Source organism: Phycicoccus avicenniae, from assembly GCF_050496545.1.
In the GTDB taxonomy this organism is placed as follows: Bacteria; Actinomycetota; Actinomycetes; order Actinomycetales; family Dermatophilaceae; genus Phycicoccus; species Phycicoccus avicenniae_A.
The window spans coordinates 12,559-33,793 of sequence record NZ_JBNVZV010000007.1; the positions used below are offsets into that span (position 1 = coordinate 12,559).

At 75.1% G+C, this 21,235-nt stretch carries 22 protein-coding genes; 14 read left to right on the forward strand and 8 right to left on the reverse strand.

The features are described from left to right. Positions 1 to 126 precede the first annotated feature (126 nt). From ACQZ2A_RS07835 to ACQZ2A_RS07845, 3 genes are read right to left on the reverse strand one after another with little or no spacing between them, the layout of a single operon-like run. Positions 127 to 765: an ATP-binding cassette domain-containing protein gene (locus ACQZ2A_RS07835; protein WP_430209202.1), complete on the reverse strand. Its 639-nt coding sequence runs from the start codon at positions 763 to 765 to the stop codon at positions 127 to 129. Beyond that, complete coding sequence (locus ACQZ2A_RS07840) at positions 762 to 1,628, reverse strand: ATP-binding cassette domain-containing protein (protein ID WP_430209204.1); 867 nt, start codon at positions 1,626 to 1,628, stop codon at positions 762 to 764. Before ACQZ2A_RS07840 ends, ACQZ2A_RS07835 begins: the two co-directional genes overlap by 4 nt. Then, entirely contained in the window at positions 1,625 to 4,684 is a 3,060-nt protein-coding gene (locus ACQZ2A_RS07845) for an FtsX-like permease family protein (protein ID WP_430209206.1), read from the reverse strand. Before ACQZ2A_RS07845 ends, ACQZ2A_RS07840 begins: the two co-directional genes overlap by 4 nt. A gap of 172 nt (positions 4,685 to 4,856) precedes the next feature. Between ACQZ2A_RS07845 and ACQZ2A_RS07850 the strand changes: the two genes are divergently transcribed. The 4 genes from ACQZ2A_RS07850 (at position 4,857) to ACQZ2A_RS07865 (ending at position 8,059) form a co-directional block, all read left to right on the forward strand. After that, positions 4,857 to 5,891, forward strand: a complete 1,035-nt coding sequence (locus tag ACQZ2A_RS07850; protein WP_430209208.1) for an aspartate-semialdehyde dehydrogenase — start codon at positions 4,857 to 4,859, stop codon at positions 5,889 to 5,891. 37 nt (positions 5,892 to 5,928) lie between these two features. After that, on the forward strand, positions 5,929 to 6,330 hold the full coding sequence (locus ACQZ2A_RS07855; RefSeq protein WP_430209209.1) for an ester cyclase: 402 nt from the start codon (positions 5,929 to 5,931) through the stop codon (positions 6,328 to 6,330). Positions 6,331 to 6,398: 68 nt separating this feature from the next. Further along, positions 6,399 to 7,766 (forward strand): DUF222 domain-containing protein, encoded by a 1,368-nt coding sequence (locus ACQZ2A_RS07860; protein WP_430209210.1) that lies wholly within the window; start codon positions 6,399 to 6,401, stop codon positions 7,764 to 7,766. A 38-nt stretch (positions 7,767 to 7,804) separates the two neighbouring features. After that, a complete protein-coding gene (locus tag ACQZ2A_RS07865; RefSeq protein WP_430209211.1) occupies positions 7,805 to 8,059 on the forward strand; it encodes an acyl-CoA-binding protein in 255 nt (84 codons plus the stop codon). Here the strand turns inward: ACQZ2A_RS07865 and ACQZ2A_RS07870 are convergent. Further along, a complete protein-coding gene (locus tag ACQZ2A_RS07870) occupies positions 8,049 to 8,996 on the reverse strand; it encodes a GNAT family N-acetyltransferase (protein ID WP_430209213.1) in 948 nt (315 codons plus the stop codon). The genes ACQZ2A_RS07865 and ACQZ2A_RS07870 overlap by 11 nt on opposite strands. A gap of 213 nt (positions 8,997 to 9,209) precedes the next feature. Here ACQZ2A_RS07870 and ACQZ2A_RS07875 point away from each other — a divergent pair, with 213 nt between their 5' ends. From ACQZ2A_RS07875 to ACQZ2A_RS07905, 7 genes are all read left to right on the forward strand, one after another. Beyond that, positions 9,210 to 9,803: an ankyrin repeat domain-containing protein gene (locus ACQZ2A_RS07875; protein WP_430209216.1), complete on the forward strand. Its 594-nt coding sequence runs from the start codon at positions 9,210 to 9,212 to the stop codon at positions 9,801 to 9,803. A 34-nt stretch (positions 9,804 to 9,837) separates the two neighbouring features. After that, positions 9,838 to 10,857, forward strand: coding sequence for a 1-aminocyclopropane-1-carboxylate deaminase (locus tag ACQZ2A_RS07880; RefSeq protein ID WP_430209218.1), 1,020 nt, complete (start codon positions 9,838 to 9,840; stop codon positions 10,855 to 10,857). Continuing rightward, positions 10,854 to 11,555, forward strand: a complete 702-nt coding sequence (locus ACQZ2A_RS07885) for a GNAT family N-acetyltransferase (protein WP_430209221.1) — start codon at positions 10,854 to 10,856, stop codon at positions 11,553 to 11,555. Before ACQZ2A_RS07880 ends, ACQZ2A_RS07885 begins: the two co-directional genes overlap by 4 nt. A 181-nt stretch (positions 11,556 to 11,736) precedes the next feature. Beyond that, positions 11,737 to 13,482, forward strand: coding sequence for a 2-isopropylmalate synthase (gene leuA, locus ACQZ2A_RS07890; protein WP_430209223.1), 1,746 nt, complete (start codon positions 11,737 to 11,739; stop codon positions 13,480 to 13,482). Between the two features lie 5 nt (positions 13,483 to 13,487). Continuing rightward, the gene (locus ACQZ2A_RS07895) at positions 13,488 to 14,366 is read left to right on the forward strand and encodes a PfkB family carbohydrate kinase (protein ID WP_430209225.1); all 879 of its coding nucleotides are present in this window, start codon (positions 13,488 to 13,490) and stop codon (positions 14,364 to 14,366) included. Positions 14,367 to 14,396: 30 nt separating this feature from the next. After that, positions 14,397 to 14,729 carry a VOC family protein gene (locus ACQZ2A_RS07900; protein WP_430209228.1) on the forward strand — a complete coding sequence of 111 codons (333 nt, stop codon included), beginning with the start codon at positions 14,397 to 14,399 and terminating at the stop codon, positions 14,727 to 14,729. Between the two features lie 16 nt (positions 14,730 to 14,745). Further along, on the forward strand, positions 14,746 to 15,093 hold the full coding sequence (locus tag ACQZ2A_RS07905; RefSeq protein WP_430209231.1) for an iron chaperone: 348 nt from the start codon (positions 14,746 to 14,748) through the stop codon (positions 15,091 to 15,093). Positions 15,094 to 15,097: 4 nt separating this feature from the next. Here the strand turns inward: ACQZ2A_RS07905 and ACQZ2A_RS07910 are convergent, their stop codons facing one another. Further along, positions 15,098 to 16,252, reverse strand: coding sequence for a hypothetical protein (locus tag ACQZ2A_RS07910; RefSeq protein ID WP_430209233.1), 1,155 nt, complete (start codon positions 16,250 to 16,252; stop codon positions 15,098 to 15,100). Then, positions 16,249 to 17,385, reverse strand: coding sequence for an LPXTG cell wall anchor domain-containing protein (locus ACQZ2A_RS07915; protein WP_430209235.1), 1,137 nt, complete (start codon positions 17,383 to 17,385; stop codon positions 16,249 to 16,251). The genes ACQZ2A_RS07910 and ACQZ2A_RS07915 overlap by 4 nt, the downstream gene beginning before the upstream one ends. A gap of 149 nt (positions 17,386 to 17,534) precedes the next feature. On the opposite strand from ACQZ2A_RS07915, the gene ACQZ2A_RS07920 reads away from it, so the two are divergent. Then, positions 17,535 to 18,197 carry a TMEM175 family protein gene (locus ACQZ2A_RS07920; protein ID WP_430209237.1) on the forward strand — a complete coding sequence of 221 codons (663 nt, stop codon included), beginning with the start codon at positions 17,535 to 17,537 and terminating at the stop codon, positions 18,195 to 18,197. A gap of 5 nt (positions 18,198 to 18,202) precedes the next feature. On the opposite strand, the gene ACQZ2A_RS07925 is transcribed toward ACQZ2A_RS07920, so the two are convergent. Further along, positions 18,203 to 18,829: an alpha-ketoglutarate-dependent dioxygenase AlkB gene (locus ACQZ2A_RS07925; protein WP_430209239.1), complete on the reverse strand. Its 627-nt coding sequence runs from the start codon at positions 18,827 to 18,829 to the stop codon at positions 18,203 to 18,205. A 47-nt stretch (positions 18,830 to 18,876) separates the two neighbouring features. Then, positions 18,877 to 19,557 (reverse strand): hypothetical protein, encoded by a 681-nt coding sequence (locus ACQZ2A_RS07930; protein WP_430209241.1) that lies wholly within the window; start codon positions 19,555 to 19,557, stop codon positions 18,877 to 18,879. Positions 19,558 to 19,608: 51 nt separating this feature from the next. Between ACQZ2A_RS07930 and ACQZ2A_RS07935 the strand changes: the two genes are divergently transcribed. Both ACQZ2A_RS07935 and recO read left to right on the forward strand, forming a co-directional pair. After that, the gene (locus ACQZ2A_RS07935; RefSeq protein WP_430209244.1) at positions 19,609 to 20,448 is read left to right on the forward strand and encodes a DNA-3-methyladenine glycosylase family protein; all 840 of its coding nucleotides are present in this window, start codon (positions 19,609 to 19,611) and stop codon (positions 20,446 to 20,448) included. Positions 20,449 to 20,499: 51 nt separating this feature from the next. Further along, positions 20,500 to 21,225: a DNA repair protein RecO gene (gene recO, locus ACQZ2A_RS07940; protein WP_430209247.1), complete on the forward strand. Its 726-nt coding sequence runs from the start codon at positions 20,500 to 20,502 to the stop codon at positions 21,223 to 21,225. Positions 21,226 to 21,235: the final 10 nt, after the last annotated feature.

The following is a 21,235-nucleotide window of genomic DNA, read 5'->3' on the forward strand; positions in this document are numbered from 1 at the left end:
AATGGGGCGACGGCCGCCGTTCACGGTGGGTCGTCGCGCCACGTGAGGACCTCCGGGGCGGAGAGCAGGCGTGGTCGGGTGCACCGTTCCAGGGGTGGGGGTGCCCCGGCCACGCCACCCGGTCGCTCAGTGCCCTTCCCGCACGTCCCCCTCGTCCGACGGGCCCAGCGCCTCGGGGTCGCTCGTCGTGAGCACGACAACCCGCCCGCGCCGCGCGTGCGCCACCAACAGCCCCAGCACGAGCTGCCGCGTCGTGGCGTCCAGGGCACTCGTCGGCTCGTGGGCGAGGAGCACGGCCGGATCCTGGGCCAGCGCGCGGGCGACGGCCACGCGTTGCTGCTGACCGCCCGAGAGCTCCTCGACGAGGTGGTCGCCCACCTCGGTGAGCCCGAGAGTCTCGAGCACCTGGTCGGTGCGGGCCACGGCATCGGGGTCGGCCCGCAGCGCCCCGGGCAGCAGGACGTTCTCGCGAGCCGTCAGTGAGGGCAGCAGACCGTTGTCCTCGGGGACGAGGTGCACGCCGGCCACCCGTGCCGACTCCGGGTCCCGCACCTCGACATCACCGACCGTGATGCGTCCGCCCGACGGCGTCAGCACCCCCGCGAGCGTCCACAGCAGGCGGGTGGTCCGCGCGGTCGCGGGCAAGGAGGTCGCCGTGCCCGGAGCGAAGGCCGCGTCGAGGGGTGGCCCGGCGTCGTGCCCCGACCCCGGACCCACCCGGAGGACCAGCCCGGTGCAGACCACCGCGGCGGAGGGGCGGCTCACGACGGCTCCGGAGGGTCGAGAGGGTCCCCGGAGCCGGGCTCGCGCGGGACGAGCCGCACCCCGTCGGCGTCCTCGACGAAGTCGACCAGCGTGCCGGGCGCGAGGCGCTCGTGCAGGCGCGGTGGCACCGGCAGGTGGTGGTCGGCCGTGACGACGGAGAGCTCCTCGCCGCGCCGCCCCTCGCCGCCCACCCGTCCGTCGCGGATGGTGACCGTGCGCGGGAGGGCCGCGGCGACCCGGGGGTCGTGGGTGACGACGAGCACCGTGGTGCCCGCGGCGGCCACGACGGCGAGGGCGTGCAGGACGAGGTCGCGGTCGGCGGCGTCGAGCCGGTGGGTCGCCTCGTCGGCGAGCAGCACCCCGGGCGCGGGAGCCACGGCCGCGGCGAGCGCGGCGAGCTGGCGGCGGCCGGGGTCGAGGCGCTCGACGGCTGTGCGGGCGTGCGCCTCGAGACCGAGGGCGGCGAGGACCCCGGCCGGCTCGTCGACGGGGTGACCCGTCCGGCGGGCCGCCCGCTGCGCGAACGCGACGTTCTGCAGGACCGAGCGGCCGGCCAGCAGGTTGCGCGCGGCGCCCTGCAGGAGCAGGGCGGCGACCGTGGCGTGGTAGCGGTCGAGCCCGGGTGCGTCGAGCGCGCCGACGTCGTGCTCGCCGACGAGGATCCGGCCGGCGGTCGGTGGGAAGAGCCCGGCGACGAGGCCCAGGAGGGTGGACTTCCCGGCCCCCGAGGGCCCGAGCAGCCCGACGAGCTCCCCGGCGCCGACGTCGAGGTCCACACCCGAGAGGGCGGCGACGTCCTGCCCCTCCGACCGGTAGACGTGCACCAGCCGGCGGGTACGCACGGCCACCGCGCCGCCGGTCATGACGGTTCCACGAGCCGGTCCGGGGCCGCGGAGCCGGCGGCCCGGAGGGCCAGGACCAGACCGACCGCCGCGAGCGGCAGGAGGGCGGCCGCCCCGACGGCGAGGGAGACGGGCAGGCTCGCCGTCGCCCGCGCCACGTCGACCGCCGGCGCCACGGCGTGCAGGGGGAGGCGGGCGACGGTGAGGACGGCCGCGAGGTGCCCGCAGGCCAGGCCGACGACGACACCGACGACCACGAGCGGCAGCACCTCGCCGAGGGCCACCCGCACGACCTGTCCCCGCGTGGCCCCGGCCAGCCGGAGCGCGGCGTGCTCGCGGCGCGACGAGGCGGTCGCCGAGCCGACCACGGCCACCACCGCTGCCGAGGCGGCGAGGAGCGCGACGACCGCGAGCACCGCGCCGAGGCGCAGCGACCACCCGGCCGCACCCCGCGCGTACCCGGCCGCCACGTCGGCGGCGTGGCGCTGGGCGAGCACCGTGACCCCGCGCGCGGCCAGTCCCGTGCGCACGGTCCGGACGGTCGCCGGGTCCGCCGTCGCGACGAGCACGTGGCTGCTGATGCCCGCCCGCGGAGCCCACCCGGCCCCGGAGACGGTCCTCAGGTCCACGAGCACCGCGCGGGGCCCGGCGCCGGGGAGGAACGCGACGGTCGCGAGGGGTTCGACCCTTGCCGTACCGCCCGCCAGCGTGCCGCTGCGGACCCCGGTGGCGGTCCGGGCGCCGGCGGTCGCGAGCCCCGGGATGACGTAGGGCACCGACGCCTGGTGGACCGCGATGCGGCTCTCCTCGCCGAACGCGACCGAGAACGTCAGGGCGCCCTCGGCCGACGTCGCCGAGGCCGATGCGCTGGTGGCGGGCAGGGACAGCGGCAGCCACTCCGCGGACGGCCCGAGGCTCGCCGGGCGGCCGTCCAGGGTGACCTCGCGGATGGTGACCTCACCCTCCGGACCGGCTGTGGCAGAGCCGGACTCGACCGTGAACCCCACGAGGCGGCAGCCGTCCGCGCACGGGATCGGCACCGAGACCGGGACGCGGAGGGGCCGGCCGGTGAGGGTCGCCAGGGCGGTGCTCGCCGGCGCCCCGTCGGGTCGGAGGTAGTCCACGGCCAGGTCGACCGGTCGGGTGGACCCGTCGGCGACGAGGCCGGTCGACTCGGCGACCAGCGTGAGCCGGCTGCCACGCAGGGTCCGGGGTGGCACGGGCCCCGGGGCGAGCCGCTCCCAGGGGGCGTCGGCCGCCTCGGGCGGAAGGGTCGCGACGAGCCGGACGTGCGCGGTGTCGACGGCCAGGGTGGTCACCGAGCGGGGGTCAGGGGCGGCGGCGACGACGGCCGGTGCCGCCGTCCGGTGCGCCGGGTCCACGGCCGCGACCGCCGCCCCGAGCTCGTCCGGAGGGAGGGGCGCGACATCGAGGACCGTGGGGGCGCCGACGTCGACGAGGGACTGCAACTCATAGGCCCGGCTCGCCCCTGTCATCGCGGCCGTCGCGAAGACGAGGAGGGCGGCCGCGCAGGCGACGACCGGGACGACCCAGCGCGCCGTCCCGCGCCGACCCACCCGGGTCAGGGCGACCCCGAGGAGCGGGCGGCCACGGTTCAACCGCCCCGGCCCGTACCGGGCGCACACTGCGGTCGTGGCCCGGGCGGCGAGCAGGCCACCCGCGAGGGCGAGCAGCAGCGGCGCGGCGAGCGCCGACCCTCCGACGAGGCTGCCGGTGGCGACGGCGACGAACCCGGCGAGCGCGAGCGCGGCGAGGACCGACTCGGCGGCATCGACGGAGCGGCGCCCGGCCCGTGCTGGTACCGAACGCAGCAGCCGGAGCACCGGCTCGGTCGAGACCCGACGCACGGCGAGCCAGGTGAGGGCCGGCGGCACGACCAGCACGGCCGCGCCGACGGTGACGGTGAGCCGGTCGAGGACGAGCTCGGCCGGGGGGTCGAACCAGCGCGTGGCGGCGAGCCGGCCGAGGCCCGCGGCCATCGCCAGCCCGAGGGGGAGCCCGGCGAGCACACCCGGCAGCAGGTCGGCGAGGAGCAGCCGGCGCACGCCCGCCGGGCCCTGCCCGCGCAGCCGGGCGACCGCGGCCGACGGCCGGCGCTCGACGGCGGCGGCGCGGACGGTGAGCCAGAACACGAAGGTGACCAAGGCCGTCAGGGCGCCCGCCAGAAGGGGCACCGTGACGAGGACCTGCTCCCGGCCGCGCACGACGGCGGCGGTCAGGGACGGCAGGTCGGAGCGGGCGCTGAGCCAGCGCCTGTTGCCGACCACCACCCCGGCGCGGGCCGTCGCGGCGGGGTCGTCGACGAAGCGCTGCACGGCCGGCCCGGCGGCGAGCACCTCGTCGAGCCCGACGGCGGAGGGCCGGAGGGCGAGGTCCACGCTGTCGTCGACCTCCGACCAGGTGGCCGGGATCCCGGTCGTCGTCGTGCCCCGGGCGGACATCGTCGCGCGGTCGGTGAGGAGGGTGCCCATCGTCGCGACGAGCGGGTTCGCCGTGGCGGCGGACTCCAGCCGGGTGCCGAACCAGAAGGCGGGGTCCTCGCGCTGGCGGTAGGTCCCGACGACCCGCAGCCCCACGACGGGCAGCCGGTCGGGGAAGGCGGTGCTGCCCGAGAGCTCGCGCACCTCGACCCGCCGGCCGGTCGCCCACCCGAGGCTCGCGGCGAGCGACTCCTCCACGAGGACCTCACCGGCCGCGGCGGGGCAGCGACCCACCCGCAGCTCGACGTGCTCGCACGCCCCGTCGCGCCAGGTGATGTGGCCGACGGGGGCGTCCGGCGCCTCGGGCCACACCGCCACGCCCACGCGGGACTGCAGCACCGGCGGGCCGAACCACCGGCGGACGTCGTCGGGCACGACGTCGGCGAGGGTGTCGGGGGAGGAGACCGAGGAGCGCAGGGTGAGCGCCGTCCGCTCCACGGGGGCGCGCCCGACGGTGTCGCGGACGACCGAGGAGAGGGTCTCGCGGCCGTAGACCGGCCCGACCAGCGCGCTCGCGACGACGAGCGCCGAGAGCACGGCCCGCACGGCCGCGCCGCTGCGTCGACCTCCGCCCATGGTCACCGTCCGTCGTGCCCGGCACCGGCGCGGCGGCCGGTGTCGGGCACAGCCCACCACCACGCCCCGGCCTTGGCAAGGGGCGGGCCGCACCGGTCGGTGCCGCGAGCCCGAGAGGCCCGCATCGTGAGCCCGTCGGACGCCCCGCCGCCCGCTCCCTAGACTGGGGACCATGCGAGTCGGAGTCTTCGGCGCCACCGGTCAGGTCGGCAAGGTCATGCGCACCCTCCTCCACGAGCGGAACTTCCCGGTCGAGGAGATCCGCTACTTCGCGTCCGCGCGCTCCGCGGGCTCGACGCTGCCGTGGGACGGGCGCGACATCACGGTCGAGGACACCGCCACCGCGGACTTCTCCGGGCTCGACCTCGCGCTCTTCTCCGCCGGCGGGTCCACCTCGCGCGAGTGGGCGCCGCGGGTCGCCGAGGCCGGGGCGGTCGTCATCGACAACTCCAGCGCCTGGCGCCGGGACCCGGAGGTCCCGCTCGTCGTGTCCGAGGTCAACCCGGACGACCTCGACGACATCCCGAAGGGCATCGTCGCCAACCCCAACTGCACGACGATGGCCGCGATGCCGGTGCTGGCGCCGCTGCACCGGCAGGCCGGGCTGGTGCGGCTGCACGTCTCGAGCTACCAGGCCGTGTCCGGCTCCGGCGGTGTCGGGCTCACCGAGCTCGACGGCCAGCTGCGCGGCGGCTACGCGGCCGGCGACCCCAAGGACCTCGCCCTCGACGGCTCGGCGCTGACGCTGCCCGACCCGCAGGTCTACGCCGTGCCGGTCGGCTTCAACGTGGTGCCGCTCGCCGGCTCGCTCGTCGACGACGGGTCGCTCGAGACCGACGAGGAGCAGAAGCTGCGCAACGAGTCGCGCAAGATCCTCCACATCCCCGACCTGCGGGTCTCCGGCACGTGCGTGCGCGTGCCGGTCTTCAGCGGCCACAGCCTCGCCATCCACGCCGAGTTCTCCGACGCGATCTCGCCGGAGGAGGCGCTCGAGCTGCTCGGGCGGGCTCCGGGTGTCGTCGTCACCGACGTGCCGAACCCGTTGCAGGCCACCGGCCGCGACGAGGTCTTCGTCGGACGGGTACGTGCCGACCAGGCCGCCCCCGAGGGCCGCGGGCTCGTGCTCTTCGTCGTCGGCGACAACCTCCGCAAGGGGGCGGCGCTCAACGCGGTGCAGGTCGCCGAGGAGCTCGCCAAGCGCCGCTGACCCGCCCGGTCCGCCGCCGCGTGGTCCACTACCGAGGGTGAGCACCACCCCGGGACCGGACACGCCCCTCCTCCGCGAGACCTACGCGCGCTACCTCCGTGCCTGCAACGAGCGCGACTGGGACCGCGTGCGAGAGCACCTCGCCCCCCGCGTCCTCGTCAACGAGGTGGCACGCACCCCGGAGGAGTACGTGGAGGACCTGAAGGCGCTGGTGGACGTCTTCCCCGACTACCGGTGGCGGCTGCACCGGTGCCTCGTCGACGGTGACTGGGTCGCCGTCCACCTGCGCGACCACGGCACCCGGCACCGCCCGTTCCACGGCAGCCCGGGGGACGGCAGCGCCGTCTCGACCGACGAGTTCGCGATGTACCGCTTCGACGACGCCGGGCTCATCGCCGAGGTCGAGGTGACGGCCGACGACCTCCGGCTGACCCTGTGACCGGGTGACCCGCCGGGGCCCGAGGCCGACGGCGAGGCCCTGTCGGTGGTCGCGTCTATGGTCGATGCATGGAGGGGAAGCGCAGCACAGCACTCGATCGGGAGCCGGTCGAGTCGTCGCCGAGCGCTGCCGAGGTCGGGCTCGCCGCGGTTCGAAAAGGCCTGTCGCGCATCGACATCGAGTCGATGAGCGACCACGAGCGCCTCGGGCTGGTGACCGAGCTCGAGCGCCTCAAGGGTGCCGCGTCGGCTGCCCAGGCCCGCGCCGTGCACGCGGTGCGGGTCGCGCGAGAGGCCGGCGGCTCATCGGATGCGTTGCGTTCGGTCGGCTCCGAGGTGGCGTTGGCTCGGTGTGAGTCACCCACGCTGGGCGACCGCTTCGTCGGCCTGTCACGGGCTCTGCTGGAGGAGCTCCCGGAGACGGTGGCCCGGCTCGAGGCCGGTGACGTCGTCGAGCGGCACGCGGTCGAGATCACGCGGGAGACCGCCGTGCTCTCCCGCGAGGACCGGGCCGAGGTCGACCGACGGTTGGGCCCGGTCATGGGTTCGCTGTCGCCGCGGGCCCTGGGACGGGCCGCACGCCGGGTCGCCGCTGAGCTCGACGCCGCCTCTGTCGTCCGCCGGATGGAGGCCGCGGTCTCCTCGCGACGCGTCACGGTGCGGCCGGCACCGGACGGGATGGCTTACCTGACCGTCCTCGGCCCGCTGCGCGACATCGTGGGCGCCTACGCCGCCCTGCAGGCCCGCGCCCGGTCCGTGGTCGGGGGACAGTGCGACGACGAGCCGGGGGATGGGCGTGGAGTCGGGGCGGTCACTGCCGACACCGCGCTGCGGCTGATGGCCGGCCTGGCCCCGGGGCAGGTCCAGCCGGTCGAGGTCCAGCTCGTCATCACCGACCGCGCCCTTCTCGGCACCGGCGACCCCGATGCGGACGTGATGGCCCCGGCCCGCATCCCGGGGCACGGTGCGGTGCCCTCTCCCGTGGCGCGCTCGTGGGTCCGCGAGGCCGGGGAGGGCTCGGTGTGGCTGCGCCGCCTGTACACCTCGCCGGACGGTTGCGACCTCGTGGCGATGGACTCCCGGCGGCGGCGCTTTTCGGGCCTCCTCCGCCGCATGCTCGTGCTCCGCGACGACGTCTGCACCACCCCCTGGTGCGACGCCCCGATCGTCCAGGCCGACCACACCCACCCGGTCCGCGCCGGCGGCGCAACCTCCTTCGCCGGCGGCAACGGGAAGTGCGCACGGTGCAACGGCGTCAAGGAGGCACCCGGCTGGCGTGTGCACGTCGTCCGAGGGTCGCCGCTGACCCTCGACACCACCACCCCCAGCGGCCACCACCACAGCTCGACGTCCCCACCGCTCCTCGGCTGGGGCACCGACCCACCCCACCCCTCGCCGCTCGAACGACGCCTCGAGGCACTGCTCGCCGCCGCGTGAGGGTGGCCGGGGTGCTCGCGGCCCCCTACAGTCGCGGCATGGCTACCGAGGACGAGTTCCGTGCCGCCGTCGAGACGGTCTCCGGGCTGACGAAGGACCCCGGCAACGACACCAAGCTGCGGCTCTACGCGCTCTACAAGCAGGCCACCGAGGGGGACGTCGCCGGCAAGCGGCCGGGGATGATGGACTTCGTCGGCCGCGCGAAGTACGACGCGTGGGCCGCGGCGAAGGGCACCGACGCCGAGCGCGCCCGGGCCGAGTACGTCGAGACCGTGCGGGGGCTCAGCGGCTGAGGGGCTCGTCGTGGTGGTCGTGGACGAGGTGCACCCACGTCGCCGCGACCCGCATCCCCACCCGGCGGTAGAGGTCCAGGGCGCCGGTCCGGCTGTCGGTCGACAGCTCGCTGCGCACCGCGCCGTGGGCTGCTGCGCCCGCGAACCCGTCGGCGAGCAGCGCCTGGGCGAGCCCGCGACCCCGGTGCTCCCGGGCCACGGCGACCTGGTCGACGAAGCCGCACGCACGCTCGTCGACCACCGTGAAGCAGGCGCCGACCACCTCGTCCCCGAGCACGGCCACCCGCAGGTTCCAGTCCTCGAACCCCGGGCGGCGCACCGTGCCGGCGGCCCACTCGTCGTAGGTCTCGCCGGTGCGGTCCGACCACTCGCCGAACGCCGTCTCGATGACCTCGTGGGCGCCGTGCCGGTCGGCGTCTGACGTCGCGTTCCGCAGCGAGTAGCCGTCGGGCAGCGCCCGGTCCGGCACCGTGGCACCGGGCGGCAGCTCGAGGACCCACGACGTCCAGCCGTCGCGGTACCCCCTCGCGGCGAGCAGCCGGTGGCCCGCCGACCCGCGCGGCACGGTCTGCCCCACCGAACCCGACCCGAGCGCCAGCGACCGGCTCTCGGCCCACGCGGCCAGCCACGACCCGACGCCGTGCCCGCGCGCGTGCGGGTGCACCGCCCCCTCGGCCCGCGTCCCGCGGCGCGCCACCTCGACGGCGCCGACGAGCCGGCCGTCACGCAGGACGCCCCGGGTGTCGGCCGCGAGGTCCATGCTCGGGCGCGACCAGTCGGCCTCGATGTCGGCCCGCTCGAGCGCGATGACGCCGCTGTCCTCGAGCTGGGCGCTGGAGTACACGAAGTACGCGGCGTCGAGGTCGTCGGCGGTGAGGGCCCGCTCGGTGCACCCGGGCGGGAGCGGCGGCGACGGCAGCGCGGGGGAGTCGGTCACGCCCAAAGGATGTCCGAGGCCGCCCGTCCCCGCACCCGGCTTTCGTCACGACCGGCCCCGGACGAGGATGGGGGCGTGCGGTGGAGACGGGTGGTGCCGGCGGTCGCGGTCGCGGGGCTGGTCGCGGTGGTCTGCGCGTGCACCTCCTCGCCCGCTCCGGGCCCCGCAGCCCCCGGCGCCCCGACCCTGTCGCCGTCGCGCACACTGGGTGTCGTGACCGACGCCGACTCCGACCTCCTCGCCGCCGCGGCCTCCGGGGACGCCCCCGGGGTGCAGCGGGCCCTCGATGCCGGCGCCCGCACCGAGGCCCGCGACGACGCCGGCCGCACCCCGCTGCTGCTCGCCGCGGCCGCCGACCACGTCGAGGCGGCTCGGGCCCTCGTGGCCGCCGGCGCCGACCCCGACGCCCTCGACGACCAGCACGACACCCCGTGGCTGGTCACCGGCGTGACCGGCAGCGTCGCGATGCTCGAGGTGCTCCTGCCCGCCGACCCGGACCTGACCGAGGTCAACCGCTTCGGCGGCGTCTCGGTCATCCCGGCGAGCGAGCGCGGGCACGTCGACTACGTGCGCCGCGTCGTCAGCACCGGCATCGACGTCGACCACGTCAACCGGCTCGGCTGGACCGCCCTGCTCGAGGCCGTCATCCTCGGCGACGGCGGGGAGCGGCACCAGGAGATCGTCCGCATCCTTCTCGACGCCGGGGCCGACCCCGACCTGGCCGACGGGGACGGCGTCACCCCGCTCCAGCACGCCGAGCGGCTCGGGCACACCGAGATCGCCCGCACGCTCCGCGAACGGGGCTGACGCCGGCACCGCCCCCGGTGGTAGACCTGCACGCATGCGCCTGCACGAGATCCCGCGGTACCCGCTGACCTTCGGTCCCAGCCCGGTCCACCACCTGAAGCGCCTGAGCGAGCACCTCGGCGGCGCGCAGGTCTGGGCCAAGCGCGAGGACGTCAGCAGCGGGCTTGCGTACGGCGGCAACAAGGTCCGCAAGCTCGAGTACATCGTCCCGGACGTGCTGGCCAGCGGCGCCGACACGCTCGTCTCCATCGGTGGCTACCAGAGCAACCACACCCGGCAGGTGGCGGCCGTCGCCGCGCACCTCGGGCTGAAGTGCCGTCTCGTGCAGGAGAAGTGGGTGCCCTGGGACGACCCGGTGAACGACAAGGTCGGCAACATCCTCCTGTCGCGGATGATGGGCGCCGACTCCCGGCTCGACCCGGCCGGCTTCGACATCGGCATCCGAGACTCGTGGAAGGACGCGCTGCGAGAGGTCGAGGAGTCCGGCGGCACGCCGTACGCGATCCCCGCCGGCGCGAGCGAGCACCCCCTCGGGGGAGTCGGTTTCGCGAACTGGGCCTTCGAGGTCGCCGAGCAGGAGAAGGCACTCGGCGTCACCTTCGACACGATCGTCGTCTGCACCGTCACGTGCTCCACGCACGCCGGGATGGTCGCCGGCTTCGCCGCGCTCGAGGACCTCACCGGGGTCCGTCGCCGGGTCATCGGCATCGACGCGAGCGCCACCCTCGAGAAGACGCGCGACCAGCTCGAGCGGATCGCCCGGAACACGGCCGAGGTGATCGAGCTCGGGCGCGACCTGCGCGACGACGAGTTCACCCTCCTGCCCGACTGGGCCGGCGACCTGTACGGCATCCCCGTCGACTCGACGATGGAGGCCATCCGGCTCGGCGCACAGTACGAGGCGATGATCACCGATCCCGTGTACGAGGGGAAGTCGCTCGCCGGCCTCGTCGACCTCGTGCGCTCCGGCGACATCCCGAAGGACTCCACCGTCCTCTACGCCCACCTCGGTGGCCAGCAGGCGGTCAACGCCTACCACTCGCTCTGGCCGTGAGCCGCGGCGAGCACGTCCTCGACGACGTCGCGCTGCACGCCCTGACCGGCCCGCAGGTGCACCTCGCCGTCGGCTCGGCCGACGGTCTCGCGCACCGCTACCGGCCGGCCGTCGGGCCGTTCTGCGGGGTCGAGCGCCTCGACGACCGTGGATGGTCCGCGCTCGCCGACCTCGTCGGAGCCGGCGGAGTCGCCGTCTTCCTCCGGGCCCACGTCGAGCCGACCCCCGACGGGTGGGCCGAGCTGGTCCGCGAGCCGGCCGTGCAGTACGTCGCCGCCGACCTCGCCGAGCCACCGGTCACCGACGACGAGGTGCTCGAGCTCGGCGCCGGCGACTCCGACGACATGCAGCGCCTCGTCGCGGCGACCGAGCCCGGACCGTTCGGCCCCGAGAGCCACCTCACCGGACGCTGGTTCGGAGTCCGGCGGGAGGGGCGCCTGGTCGCGATGGCGGGGGAGCGGATGCGCCCACCCGGCTTCGGCAAGGTCTCCGGGGTCTGCGTCGACCCGTCCGCGCGCGGCGCCGGGCTCGGGGCGGTCGTCACCCTCGCGGCGGCCGCGGCCATCGCGGAGCGCGGCGACACCCCGGTGCTCCACGTCCGGCAGGGCAACGAGGGTGCCGAGCGCCTGTACCGGCGCTGCGGCTTCGCGGTGCGGCGGCACGTCACCGTCGCCGTCCTGCGCCGGCACACCGCGTGAGGCGACCGCGGACCGGACAGGGGTGGCCGCGCCGCGCCGTGCGTGGCACAGTGGAGCCGTGCGTAGCTCGCGCCTCCTCCTTCGCTGCCGCGGCGGGGCCTGAACCAGGTCGCCCCTCGTCGCGGAGTTCCTGCTGCACCCGGCCGACTCCTGCAGACGACACGAAGGCGTTGAGAGAACCGTGATCCACCCCCAGCAGCCCTCCGGGATGCCCACCGCGAAGTACGTACCGTTCCAGGACCAGATCGAGGTCCACCTGCCCGACCGCACGTGGCCGGACCGCGCGATGACGAAGGCCCCGCGCTGGTGCGCCGTCGACCTGCGCGACGGCAACCAGGCGCTCATCGACCCGATGGACTCCGAGCGCAAGATGCGGATGTTCAAGCTCCTCGTCCGCATGGGCTACAAGGAGATCGAGGTCGGCTTCCCGAGTGCGAGCCAGACCGACTTCGACTTCTGCCGCGAGCTCATCGAGGGCGGGCACATCCCCGACGACGTGACGATCCAGGTGCTCACCCAGAGCCGGGACCACCTCATCGAGCGGACCTTCGACGCCATCCGCGGCAGCAAGCAGGCCATCGTCCACTTCTACAACTCCACGTCGGTGCTCCAGCGCCGCGTCGTGTTCGGGATGAGCCAGGACGGCATCGTCGACATCGCCCTCCAGGCCGCCCGGCTGTGCCGCAAGCTCGAGGAGACCGTCCCCGAGACCGACGTCTACTACGAGTACTCGCCGGAGTCCTACACCGGCACCGAGCTCGAGTTCGCCGTCCGCATCTGCAACGAGGTCATCGACGTCATCGACCCGACGCCGGACCACAAGATGATCATCAACCTGCCGGCGACCGTCGAGATGGCCACCCCCAACGTCTACGCCGACTCGATCGAGTGGATGGTGCGCCACCTCGACCGGCGCGAGTCCGTCGTCGTCAGCCTCCACCCCCACAACGACCGGGGCGAGGGCGTGGCGGCCGCCGAGCTGGGCTACCTGGCCGGCGCCGACCGCATCGAGGGCTGCCTGTTCGGCAACGGCGAGCGCACCGGCAACGTCTGCCTCGTGACCCTCGGGATGAACCTGTTCAGCCAGGGCATCGACCCCCAGATCGACTTCTCCGACATGGCCGGCATCCGCCGCACCGTCGAGTACTGCAACCAGCTGCCCGTCCACGAGCGCCACCCGTGGGGCGGCGACCTCGTCTACACGGCCTTCTCCGGCTCCCACCAGGACGCCATCAAGAAGGGCTTCGAGGACATGGAGTCCCGGGCCAAGGCCAGGGGCACGAGCATCGACGACCTCGACTGGGGCGTGCCGTACCTGCCCATCGACCCGCACGACATCGGGCGCTCCTACGAGGCGGTGGTCCGGGTCAACAGCCAGTCCGGCAAGGGCGGGGTGTCCTACCTGCTCAAGGCCGAGCACGGGCTCGACCTGCCGCGTCGCCTCCAGGTCGAGTTCAGCGGCGTCGTCCAGGCCCGCACCGACTCGGAGGGCGGCGAGCTGACCGGTGCCCAGATCTGGCAGATGTTCGCCGACGAGTACCTGCACGCCGAGACCGCCGACGCCCGGTGGGGCCGCTTCAGCCCCGTCCGCTCGACGATCACCGGCTCGGACGACGGCACCGACGTCATCGACGCCGTCATCCGCGTCGACGGGGTCGACACCGACGTGCACGGGCGCGGCAACGGCCCCATCGACGCGTTCACCGCGGCGCTGGCCACCCTCGACGTCGACGTGCGCGTCCTCGACTACCACGAGCACGCGCTGTCCGCCGGTGGCAACGCCCGGGCCGCGGCCTACGTCGAGTGCGCGGTCGGCGACCGCGTGCTCTGGGGCGTCGGGCTGCACGAATCGATCGTCAAGGCCTCGCTGCGGGCCATCCTCTCGGCGGTGAACCGCGCCGAGCGCGGGGCTCCGGTCGCGGGCTGACGCCGGTGGCGGGCGCCGCGCTGGCCTGCGGGTTGGCGACGGTCGACGTCCTCCACGTCGTCGATGCCGTCCCGGCGCCCGACGAGAAGGTCGTCGCCCGCTCGTCCACGGTCTCGGCCGGTGGTCCGGCCTGCAACGCGGCGGCGACGTGCGCGCTGCTCGGCGTGCCGACGCGCTTCGTCGGGGCGGTCGGCAGCGGCCCGCTCTCGGCCGTGGTGCTGCGCGACCTCGCGGCCCACGGCGTGGCGGTGACCGACCTCGCTCCACCGGCGTTCGAGCCGCCGCTGTCCACCGTCCTCGTGACGGAGGCGACGGGGGAGCGGGCGGTGGTCTCGCGCAACGCGGTCGGCGTCGCCGAGTACGAGTCGCTGTCGACCTCCACGGTCGACGCGATGCTCGACGGTGTCGGGGCGGTGCTCGTCGACGGCCACCACCTGCCGCTCGCGGTGGGCGTCGCGCGGGGCGCGCGCCGGCGGGGCATCCCGGTGCTGCTCGACGGCGGGTCGTGGAAGCCGGGTCTGGAGGCGCTGCTGGCCGTCGTCGACGTGGCGGTGGTCTCCGCCGACTTCCGCACGCCGGGCGGGTCCGCGGACCGCCCGCTCGAGGACGTCCTGGCCCTCGGGCCGGTCTGGGCGGCGCGTTCCGCGGGAGCCGGGCCGGTGCACTGGCGCTCGGCGCAGGGCCGTACCGGCACCGTCGACGTGCCGGAGGTCCCGGTCGTCGACACCCTCGGTGCGGGGGACGTCCTCCACGGGGCGATGCTCGCCGCGCTCGCGCGGGGTGGGCTCGAGGACCTCCCGGGCGCCCTCGCGGGTGCGGTGGCGCTCGCCTCGAGGTCGGTGGGGTCCGCCGGGGCGCTCGGCTGGGCGGCGCCGGACCGATGAGTTCGCGCCGCGCTGGAGGTCTGCCCTGACATGGACACGATCCGACTGCTCAGCAACCACCGCGTGGCCGACCTCGCCCGGGCCGAGGACTGGTACACCGCCCTCGTCGGGCACGGCCCGGATGCCCGGCCGATGGAGGGACTGCTCGAGTACCACCTCGGCGACGCGGCCGGCATCCAGGTCTGGCTCGAGCCCGACGCCGCCGGGCGTTCCGGGTGCACGATCAGCGTGACCGACCTCGACGCCGCCGCCGCGCGGCTGACCGCTGCGGGCATCGGGCACGAGGGTGTCGAGCAGGCCACCAGCGTGCGTATCCTGCGGCTCACCGACCCGGACGGCAACCGCGTCGTCCTGATGGACTGAGCGACAGGAGAGCATCGTGGCCGACACCGTGGACGGGTACCTCGCAGGCTTCGACGGCGAGGTCCGCAGCCGGCTCGAGACGATGCGCGAGCTCGTGCTCGCCACCGCACCGGACGCCGTGGAGTCAATGGCGTACGGGATGCCCGCGTACAAGCTCGACAAGAAGCCGCTGGTCTACTTCGCCGGGTTCGACAAGCACGTCGGCTTCTACGCGACGCCCAACGGCCACGAGGCCTTCGCCGAGGAGTTCGCCCGCTACAAGCAGGGCAAGGGCTCGGTGCAGCTCCCGCACACCGAGCCGCTGCCCATCGACCTCGTGCGCCGCGTCGTGGAGTTCCGGGTGGCCGCGGTCCGCGGCAGCTGACCGGTCAGTGCCGGCGCGCCGCGGCCGCGGACCGTCGTGCCCACAGGACGAGGACGACACCCAGCGCGACGAGCGAGCCACCGAGAAGTCCTCCGAGACCGGCGTCGCGCGGGCCGGTGTTCGCCAGCTCGGCCACCGCCGCCGTGGGTGCCGTCGGGCGCGGGGTGGTCGTCGCCGGCGCCGCGGGGGTCGTCGTGGCGGCCGCGCGGGCGAACGTGACGGTCACCAGGGCGGCCGACTCGTTGCCCACCGCGTCCCGCGCCTGGGCCACGAACTCCACCCTGATCGGCGAGTGGGCGAGGATGTATGGCAGGGGGTCGCCACCGCGGTCGGGACGGAAGGCGCGCAGCGGCGCGGTCCATCGCCCGTCCGGGCCGACGACGACTTCCTCGGTGACCGGGTCGCCCGAGCCGCCGAAGATCACCAGGATGCGCGAACCGGGCTCTCCCCGACCGGAGAACGTCGGCCAGGCCGAGTAGCGGCCGCCCTCCACCGGGGAGGTGATGGTGGGCTTCGTCGGGGCGTCGACGTCGAGAGTGACCCGGACGACGTTGCTCTCCACGGACCGGCCGAACCCGTCCTCGCCGCGCACCTGGAGGTCGACCTGCCGCGAGGGGCCTGCCAGCCGGACCATGTGCTCGGAGATGACCCACCCGCCCTCGCCGTCGTCGCTGATCGCCGAGTCCGGCACGGGGACGCCGTCGAGGTAGAGCCGGGCGTCGACGTTCTGCAGCGGTGTCGTGAGGCCCTCGATCCTCGGCTCCGGCCCGATGCTCGCGCCGTCGACCGGGGAGGTGATCCGCAGCTCCGGACGGGCGTCGTAGGTGTACCAGAGCGTCGAGTCGGTGAGGACGACCTCGCCGCCGGGTGCCGTCACGACGATGTCGAGGCCGACCTGCTCGCCGAGCGGCAGGGGTGACCCGACGGTGCAGGTCCACGACTCGTCGGGTGCGACCTCGGCGCTGCACAGATCGGTGCCGTCCCGGCTGATGGTCACCGTGGTGCCCACCTCGCCGAGCCCGGTGATGTCCGGGGTGGAGTCCTCACCCTGGGACGGCGAGGTCACCTGGAAGTCGGCGGCGTGCGCCGGGGCGCTCCAGAGCACCAGGCCGAGCAAGGGCACGAGCGCAGCGACGAGCCCGCGGCGCACGGCCCTCATCGGGACCCGACCGGACGGCGGGACCACACGACCAGCGCGGCGCCGGCGAGGACGAGCGAGCCCCCGAGCAGCCCACCGGCGCCGGCCTGCTCCGGGCCGGTGTTCGCGAGCTCGGCCACGGGGGAGCCGGGGCGCGCGGCCGGGGCGGCCGGCGGCGTGCTCGGCGTGGGGTCGCCGCCACCGGCGGCCGTGCGCAGGTCGATGTGCAGCGAGAACGGCGTCACGGCGCGGTTGTTGTACGGGTCCGACTCGAAGACGAGGAACCGGAAGGTGCGGTTCTGGCCGGCGAAGACCGTGCGGGGGTTGGCCTCGGCGGGGTTCCAGTCGTACTCGGTGGTCGACCACCGGCCGTCGGCACCCACGGTGACAGGACGGGTGACGGGCTCGGCGGAGCCGTCGAAGGCGACGTGCACGACGTCGCCCGGGGTCCCGGTGCCGGAGAACGTGTCCGGCCACGCCGTGAGCCGGCTGCCCGGGGCCGGGGAGAGCAGGACCGGCGCGTCCGGCGCGACGTCGTCGAGGACGAACGACACGGTGTCCGAGGCGAGGTCGCGGCCGAAGCCGTCCGTGCCGCGCAGCTGGAGGGTGTGCGGTCCGCCGGGGACGTCGACGTCGGCCGAGAACGTGAACCGGGTGCCGTCCTCCTGGGCGACGAAGCCGTCGACCTGGGCGCCGTCGATCCACACGTCGAGCTGCTCGACCTGGCCCTCGACCCGGGCCGTGCCGGCCACCTGGCGTCCGAGGGTGTCCCCGGGCTGCGGGTCGGTGATGGTGATCGTCGCGACGGCGGGCCAGACGTAGTAGCTGAGGGAGGTCCGACCCACCTCTGCGCCGCCCACGGGGTCGAGGGCGACGACGTCGAGGCTGGTGCTCTCGTTGAGTGGGAGCGCCGGGGCGACCTCGCAGGACCAGGTCTCGTCGACGGCCACCGGCGACACGCACACGTCGGTGCCGTCGCGCTGCACGTGCACCTCGGTGCCCGGTGCGCCCACGCCCGCGACGACGGGGGTGGAGTCCTCCCCGCTGTCCGGTGAGGTGACCGCGAGGTCGGCCGCGTGGGCCGGTGCGGCCCACACCACCAGCCCCAGCACGGGTAGCAGGACAGCCGCCAGGCAGCGTCGGATCGTCGTCATCAGGATTCCCCTCCGGTCAGGACGTCGAGCGGATGCTACGGCCTGGAGTGACGGGTCGGCCCGCGACTTGCGAGAACTCGCAACGGACCGTCGGCCCGGCCGGTCGCGGGGAGCCACCAGGGCGCGGTCGGGGGCCTAGCATCGGTCGCGTGGAGCAGCGACGGGGTGGGGAGCCCGAGGACGGTCCGGGACCACCCACCTTCGTCGCCGAGCGCACGACGGCCTTCCTCGACGCCGTGGTCGCGATCGCCATGACCTTGCTCATCCTGCCGCTGATGGAGAGCGTCGGCGACGTCGCGGAGAGCGGCGCCAGCGCCGGTGAGTGGTTCGGCGAGCACGACCAGCAGCTCGTGAGCTTCGTGCTCAGCTTCGTCCTCATCGCGATGTTCTGGATCAGCCACCACCGGCTCTACGCCAGCGTCCAGCGGGTCACCGTCCCGCTGCTGTGCATCTCGATGGCGTGGCTGCTGACGATCGTGTGGCTGCCGGTCGCGACGGCGATGTCCGGCCGCTTCAGCGACGGCGACGGGCTCGTCAAGGCCGTGTACATCGGCAGCATGATCGCGATCTGCCTCATGACCCTGGTCACCCGGGCGTACCTCGCGCGCCAGCCCGAGCTGCACGACTCGTCCCAGACGCTGCTGCGGCGGGGGATGGCGGTCGACATCGCCCAGGCGCTCCTCTTCACGCTCGCCCTCGTGCTGGCGGTCACCGTCCGGTCCCTCGGGTACTCCGCCCTCTTCATCATGGTCCTCGTGGGACCTCTCCAGGGCGCGGTCGGGCGGATGCTCGGCGTCCCGCGCGGCCCCTGAGCGGCTCAGCGCACGCCGCGGACCCGGAACTGGATGCTGATGCGCGGCCCGACGGGCTTGGCGGTCTTCGGCACGCAGTGGTCCCAGGTGCGCTGGCAGGAGCCGCCCATGACGACGAGGTCGCCGTGGCCGGCGGGGACCTTGACCGAGGAGCCGCCGTCGCGGGGGCGGAGCATCAGGTCGCGTGGTGACCCGACCGAGAGGATGGCGACCATCGTGTCCTGCTCACGGCTGCGGCCGATGCGGTCGCCGTGCCAGGCGACGGAGTCCTGCCCGTCGCGGTAGAGGCACAGCCCGGCGGTGACGAAGGGCTCGCCGAGCTCGTCGGCGTAGTGCGCCGACAGCGCGTCACGGGCCTCCTCGAGCGCGAGGTGGGGGAGCGGGTCGCCCTCGCCGTAGAAGCTGAGCAGCCGCGGCGTGGCGACGATGCTGTCGTACATCTGCCGGCGCTCGGCGAACCAGGGGACGTCACGCCGCAGCGCCTCGTAGAGCTCGTCGGCCCCGCCCACCCACGCGGGACGCTCGTCGACCCACGCACCGAGGGTCAGCGGGGTGCGCCGCACGGTGGGACCGAGCGGCCGCACCTCGATGCCGTCGGCGAGGTCGAGGAGGGAGCCCTGGAGCACGGCCATGACGCGACCCTACCCGGCAATCGAACACCTGTCCAGCGCCTCGCGTGTCACGGGCGGTCGTCGTCCTCCCCGTCCTCCGGATCGGTGTCAGGGGAGGGCGGTCCGGGGGCGGGGAAGGCCTCGCCGGACATCGGGGCGTACGCGAACCACCCCAGGTCACCATCGACGGGTCCGGGCGGCGGGTCCCACAGCACGACCTCGTCCTCGGCGGCCCTCCGCAGCGCTGCCAGGGCCAGCCGGGTCGAGGTCTGCGGGACGCCGGCGCCCTCCCACGCCACGACGACCTCGAGCTCCTCGCCGTCGGGGAAGGGGTGCAGCCACCAGGTCCGCTCCGCCGTCAGCTCGCCACCGTGCCCGGAGACCTGGGTCCACGTCCACGGCTCCCGTCCCTCCACGTGGTCGAACGGCGAGCGGTGCCCCACGCGGGTGCCGTCGGGCAGCCGCAGGCCGACCCGTGGCTCGTCGGGGTTCGGTCCGTGCGGCCACTCGCGGGACCGGGTGGTCCCGGGGCGGCGCCACGAGGCGAGGGTGAGGGACAGCCCGCGCCGGAACACCGTGGCCGACGTGAGACGCAGGCAGGTGTCGGCGTCGCGGACGAGGTCCAGCCCGAGCGGCACCACGACCCCGACGACGTGCGCCGGAGGCATCCACGGGATGTCCGTCTCCTCGGGCGGCTCGTCGAGGTACTCGGGCTCGCGCCAGGGCTCGAAGAACGGCTGCTCTGCCATGCGCGGGAGCCTACGGCGCCCGCCGTCGGGGCGGTGGGCTTGGATGGTCGGGTGCCGGTGGTCGAGGAGGAGGTCCACGAGCCCCTCGACGTCCCGGCGCTGCGGGCCTGGCTGGTCGCGCACGCCGTGCCCGGGGTCGACGAGGTCGTGGTCGGTGCGGACGGCGGCAGCGGGCACGTCCGGGCGCTGCCGGACGGCTCGCGCCTCGAGGTGCTCCTGCCGGCCGTGGGCGTTCCGGTGCTGCGCTCGACCGGGGGAGCCTCCGGCGCCGAGGTCGCTCGGCGATGGCTGGGCCTCGACCTCGACCCCGCGCCGGGTGTCGCGGCCCTCGCCGACGACCCCGTGCTCGGTCCGCTCGTGACGTCGCGCCCGCTGGTGCGCGTCCCGGGGGCGCCCGACCCCTTCGAGGCCGCGGTCAACGTCGTCCTCGGGCAGCACGTCTCGCTCGCGGCCGGCCGGGTCTTCGCCGGACGTCTGGCCGCCGCGCACCCGGTGAACGCCGAGGCGCTCGCGGTCCTCGACCCCGAGGTGCTGCGCGCGAGCGTCGGCGTCACCGGTGCCCGGTCGGCCAGCCTCGTCGCCCTGGCTCGTGCCGTCCTCGACGGGCTCGACCTCGACCCGCAGGTCGACCCTTCCGAGCGGGCCGCCACCCGAGCCGCCCTGCTGGCCCTCCCGGGCGTCGGTCCGTGGACCGCCGACCTCGTCGCGATGCGCTGCCTGCGCGACCCCGACGTCTTCCTCCCCGGGGACCTGGTGCTGCGCAAGGCGCTCGGCGGTGTCACCGCGCGCGAGGCCGCCCGGCTCGCCGAGGCGTGGGCGCCGCACCGCAGCCTGGCCGTGGTCCACCTCTGGACCCACCACGCCCTCGACCCGCCGGACCCGACCGGTTGAGGCGCGGCGGGGGAGCGCGGCGATGTCACCCTGAGGCACGACAATGGGCGGGTGCCCCTCTACCGCGACGAGGCGATCGTCCTGCGCACCCACAAGCTGGGTGAGGCCGACCGCATCGTCACCGTGCTCTCGCGGCGCCTCGGCAAGCTGCGCATCGTCGGGAAGGGCGTGCGGCGCACCAAGTCCCGCTTCGGCGCGCGCCTCGAGCCCGGCATGCACATCGACGTCCAGTGCTACGAGGGCCGGAACCTCGACACCGTGACCCAGGTCGAGACCCTCGACCCGTGGGGCGAGATGATCGCCCGCGACTACCCCGCGTGGACGGCCGCCACCGCGGTGCTCGAGACCTGTGACCGGCTCACCGAGGAGCGCGAGCCCGCGCTCCAGCACTACCTCCTGCTCGCCGGGGCGATGCGCAGCCTGGCCCACCGCGAGCACGACTCCGCCCTCGTCCTCGACGCCTACCTGCTGCGGGCCATGGCCGTCAGCGGGTACGCCCCGAGCTTCCACGACTGCGCGAAGTGCGGTGCCCCGGGCCCCCATCGCGCCTTCCACGTCGCGGCCGGCGGGGTGGTCTGCCCGGTCTGCCGCCCGCCCGGCTCGGCCGCGCCCGCCCCCGACACGCTCCGCCTGCTCGCCGCGCTGCTCGCCGGCGACTGGGCGCTCGCCGACGCCTCCGACGACCGGAACCGCCGCGAGGGCAGCGGCCTGACCGCCGCCTTCCTCCAGTGGCACCTCGAACGCGGCATCCGCAGCCTCCGTATGGTGGAGCGGTGAGCGCGCCGAC

Excerpts from the sequence above, each read along its gene's own strand:
- ACQZ2A_RS07840 (WP_430209204.1), bottom strand. The coding sequence starts at position 1,628 with ATGACCGGCGGCGCGGTGGCCGTGCGTACCCGCCGGCTGGTGCACGTC.
- ACQZ2A_RS07845 (WP_430209206.1), bottom strand. The coding sequence starts at position 4,684 with ATGGGCGGAGGTCGACGCAGCGGCGCGGCCGTGCGGGCCGTGCTCTCG.
- ACQZ2A_RS07850 (WP_430209208.1), top strand. The coding sequence starts at position 4,857 with ATGCGAGTCGGAGTCTTCGGCGCCACCGGTCAGGTCGGCAAGGTCATG.
- ACQZ2A_RS07860 (WP_430209210.1), top strand. The coding sequence starts at position 6,399 with ATGGAGGGGAAGCGCAGCACAGCACTCGATCGGGAGCCGGTCGAGTCG.
- ACQZ2A_RS07865 (WP_430209211.1), top strand. The coding sequence starts at position 7,805 with ATGGCTACCGAGGACGAGTTCCGTGCCGCCGTCGAGACGGTCTCCGGG.
- ACQZ2A_RS07880 (WP_430209218.1), top strand. The coding sequence starts at position 9,838 with ATGCGCCTGCACGAGATCCCGCGGTACCCGCTGACCTTCGGTCCCAGC.
- ACQZ2A_RS07900 (WP_430209228.1), top strand. The coding sequence starts at position 14,397 with ATGGACACGATCCGACTGCTCAGCAACCACCGCGTGGCCGACCTCGCC.
- ACQZ2A_RS07910 (WP_430209233.1), bottom strand. The coding sequence starts at position 16,252 with ATGAGGGCCGTGCGCCGCGGGCTCGTCGCTGCGCTCGTGCCCTTGCTC.
- ACQZ2A_RS07915 (WP_430209235.1), bottom strand. The coding sequence starts at position 17,385 with ATGACGACGATCCGACGCTGCCTGGCGGCTGTCCTGCTACCCGTGCTG.
- ACQZ2A_RS07925 (WP_430209239.1), bottom strand. The coding sequence starts at position 18,829 with ATGGCCGTGCTCCAGGGCTCCCTCCTCGACCTCGCCGACGGCATCGAG.
- ACQZ2A_RS07930 (WP_430209241.1), bottom strand. The coding sequence starts at position 19,557 with ATGGCAGAGCAGCCGTTCTTCGAGCCCTGGCGCGAGCCCGAGTACCTC.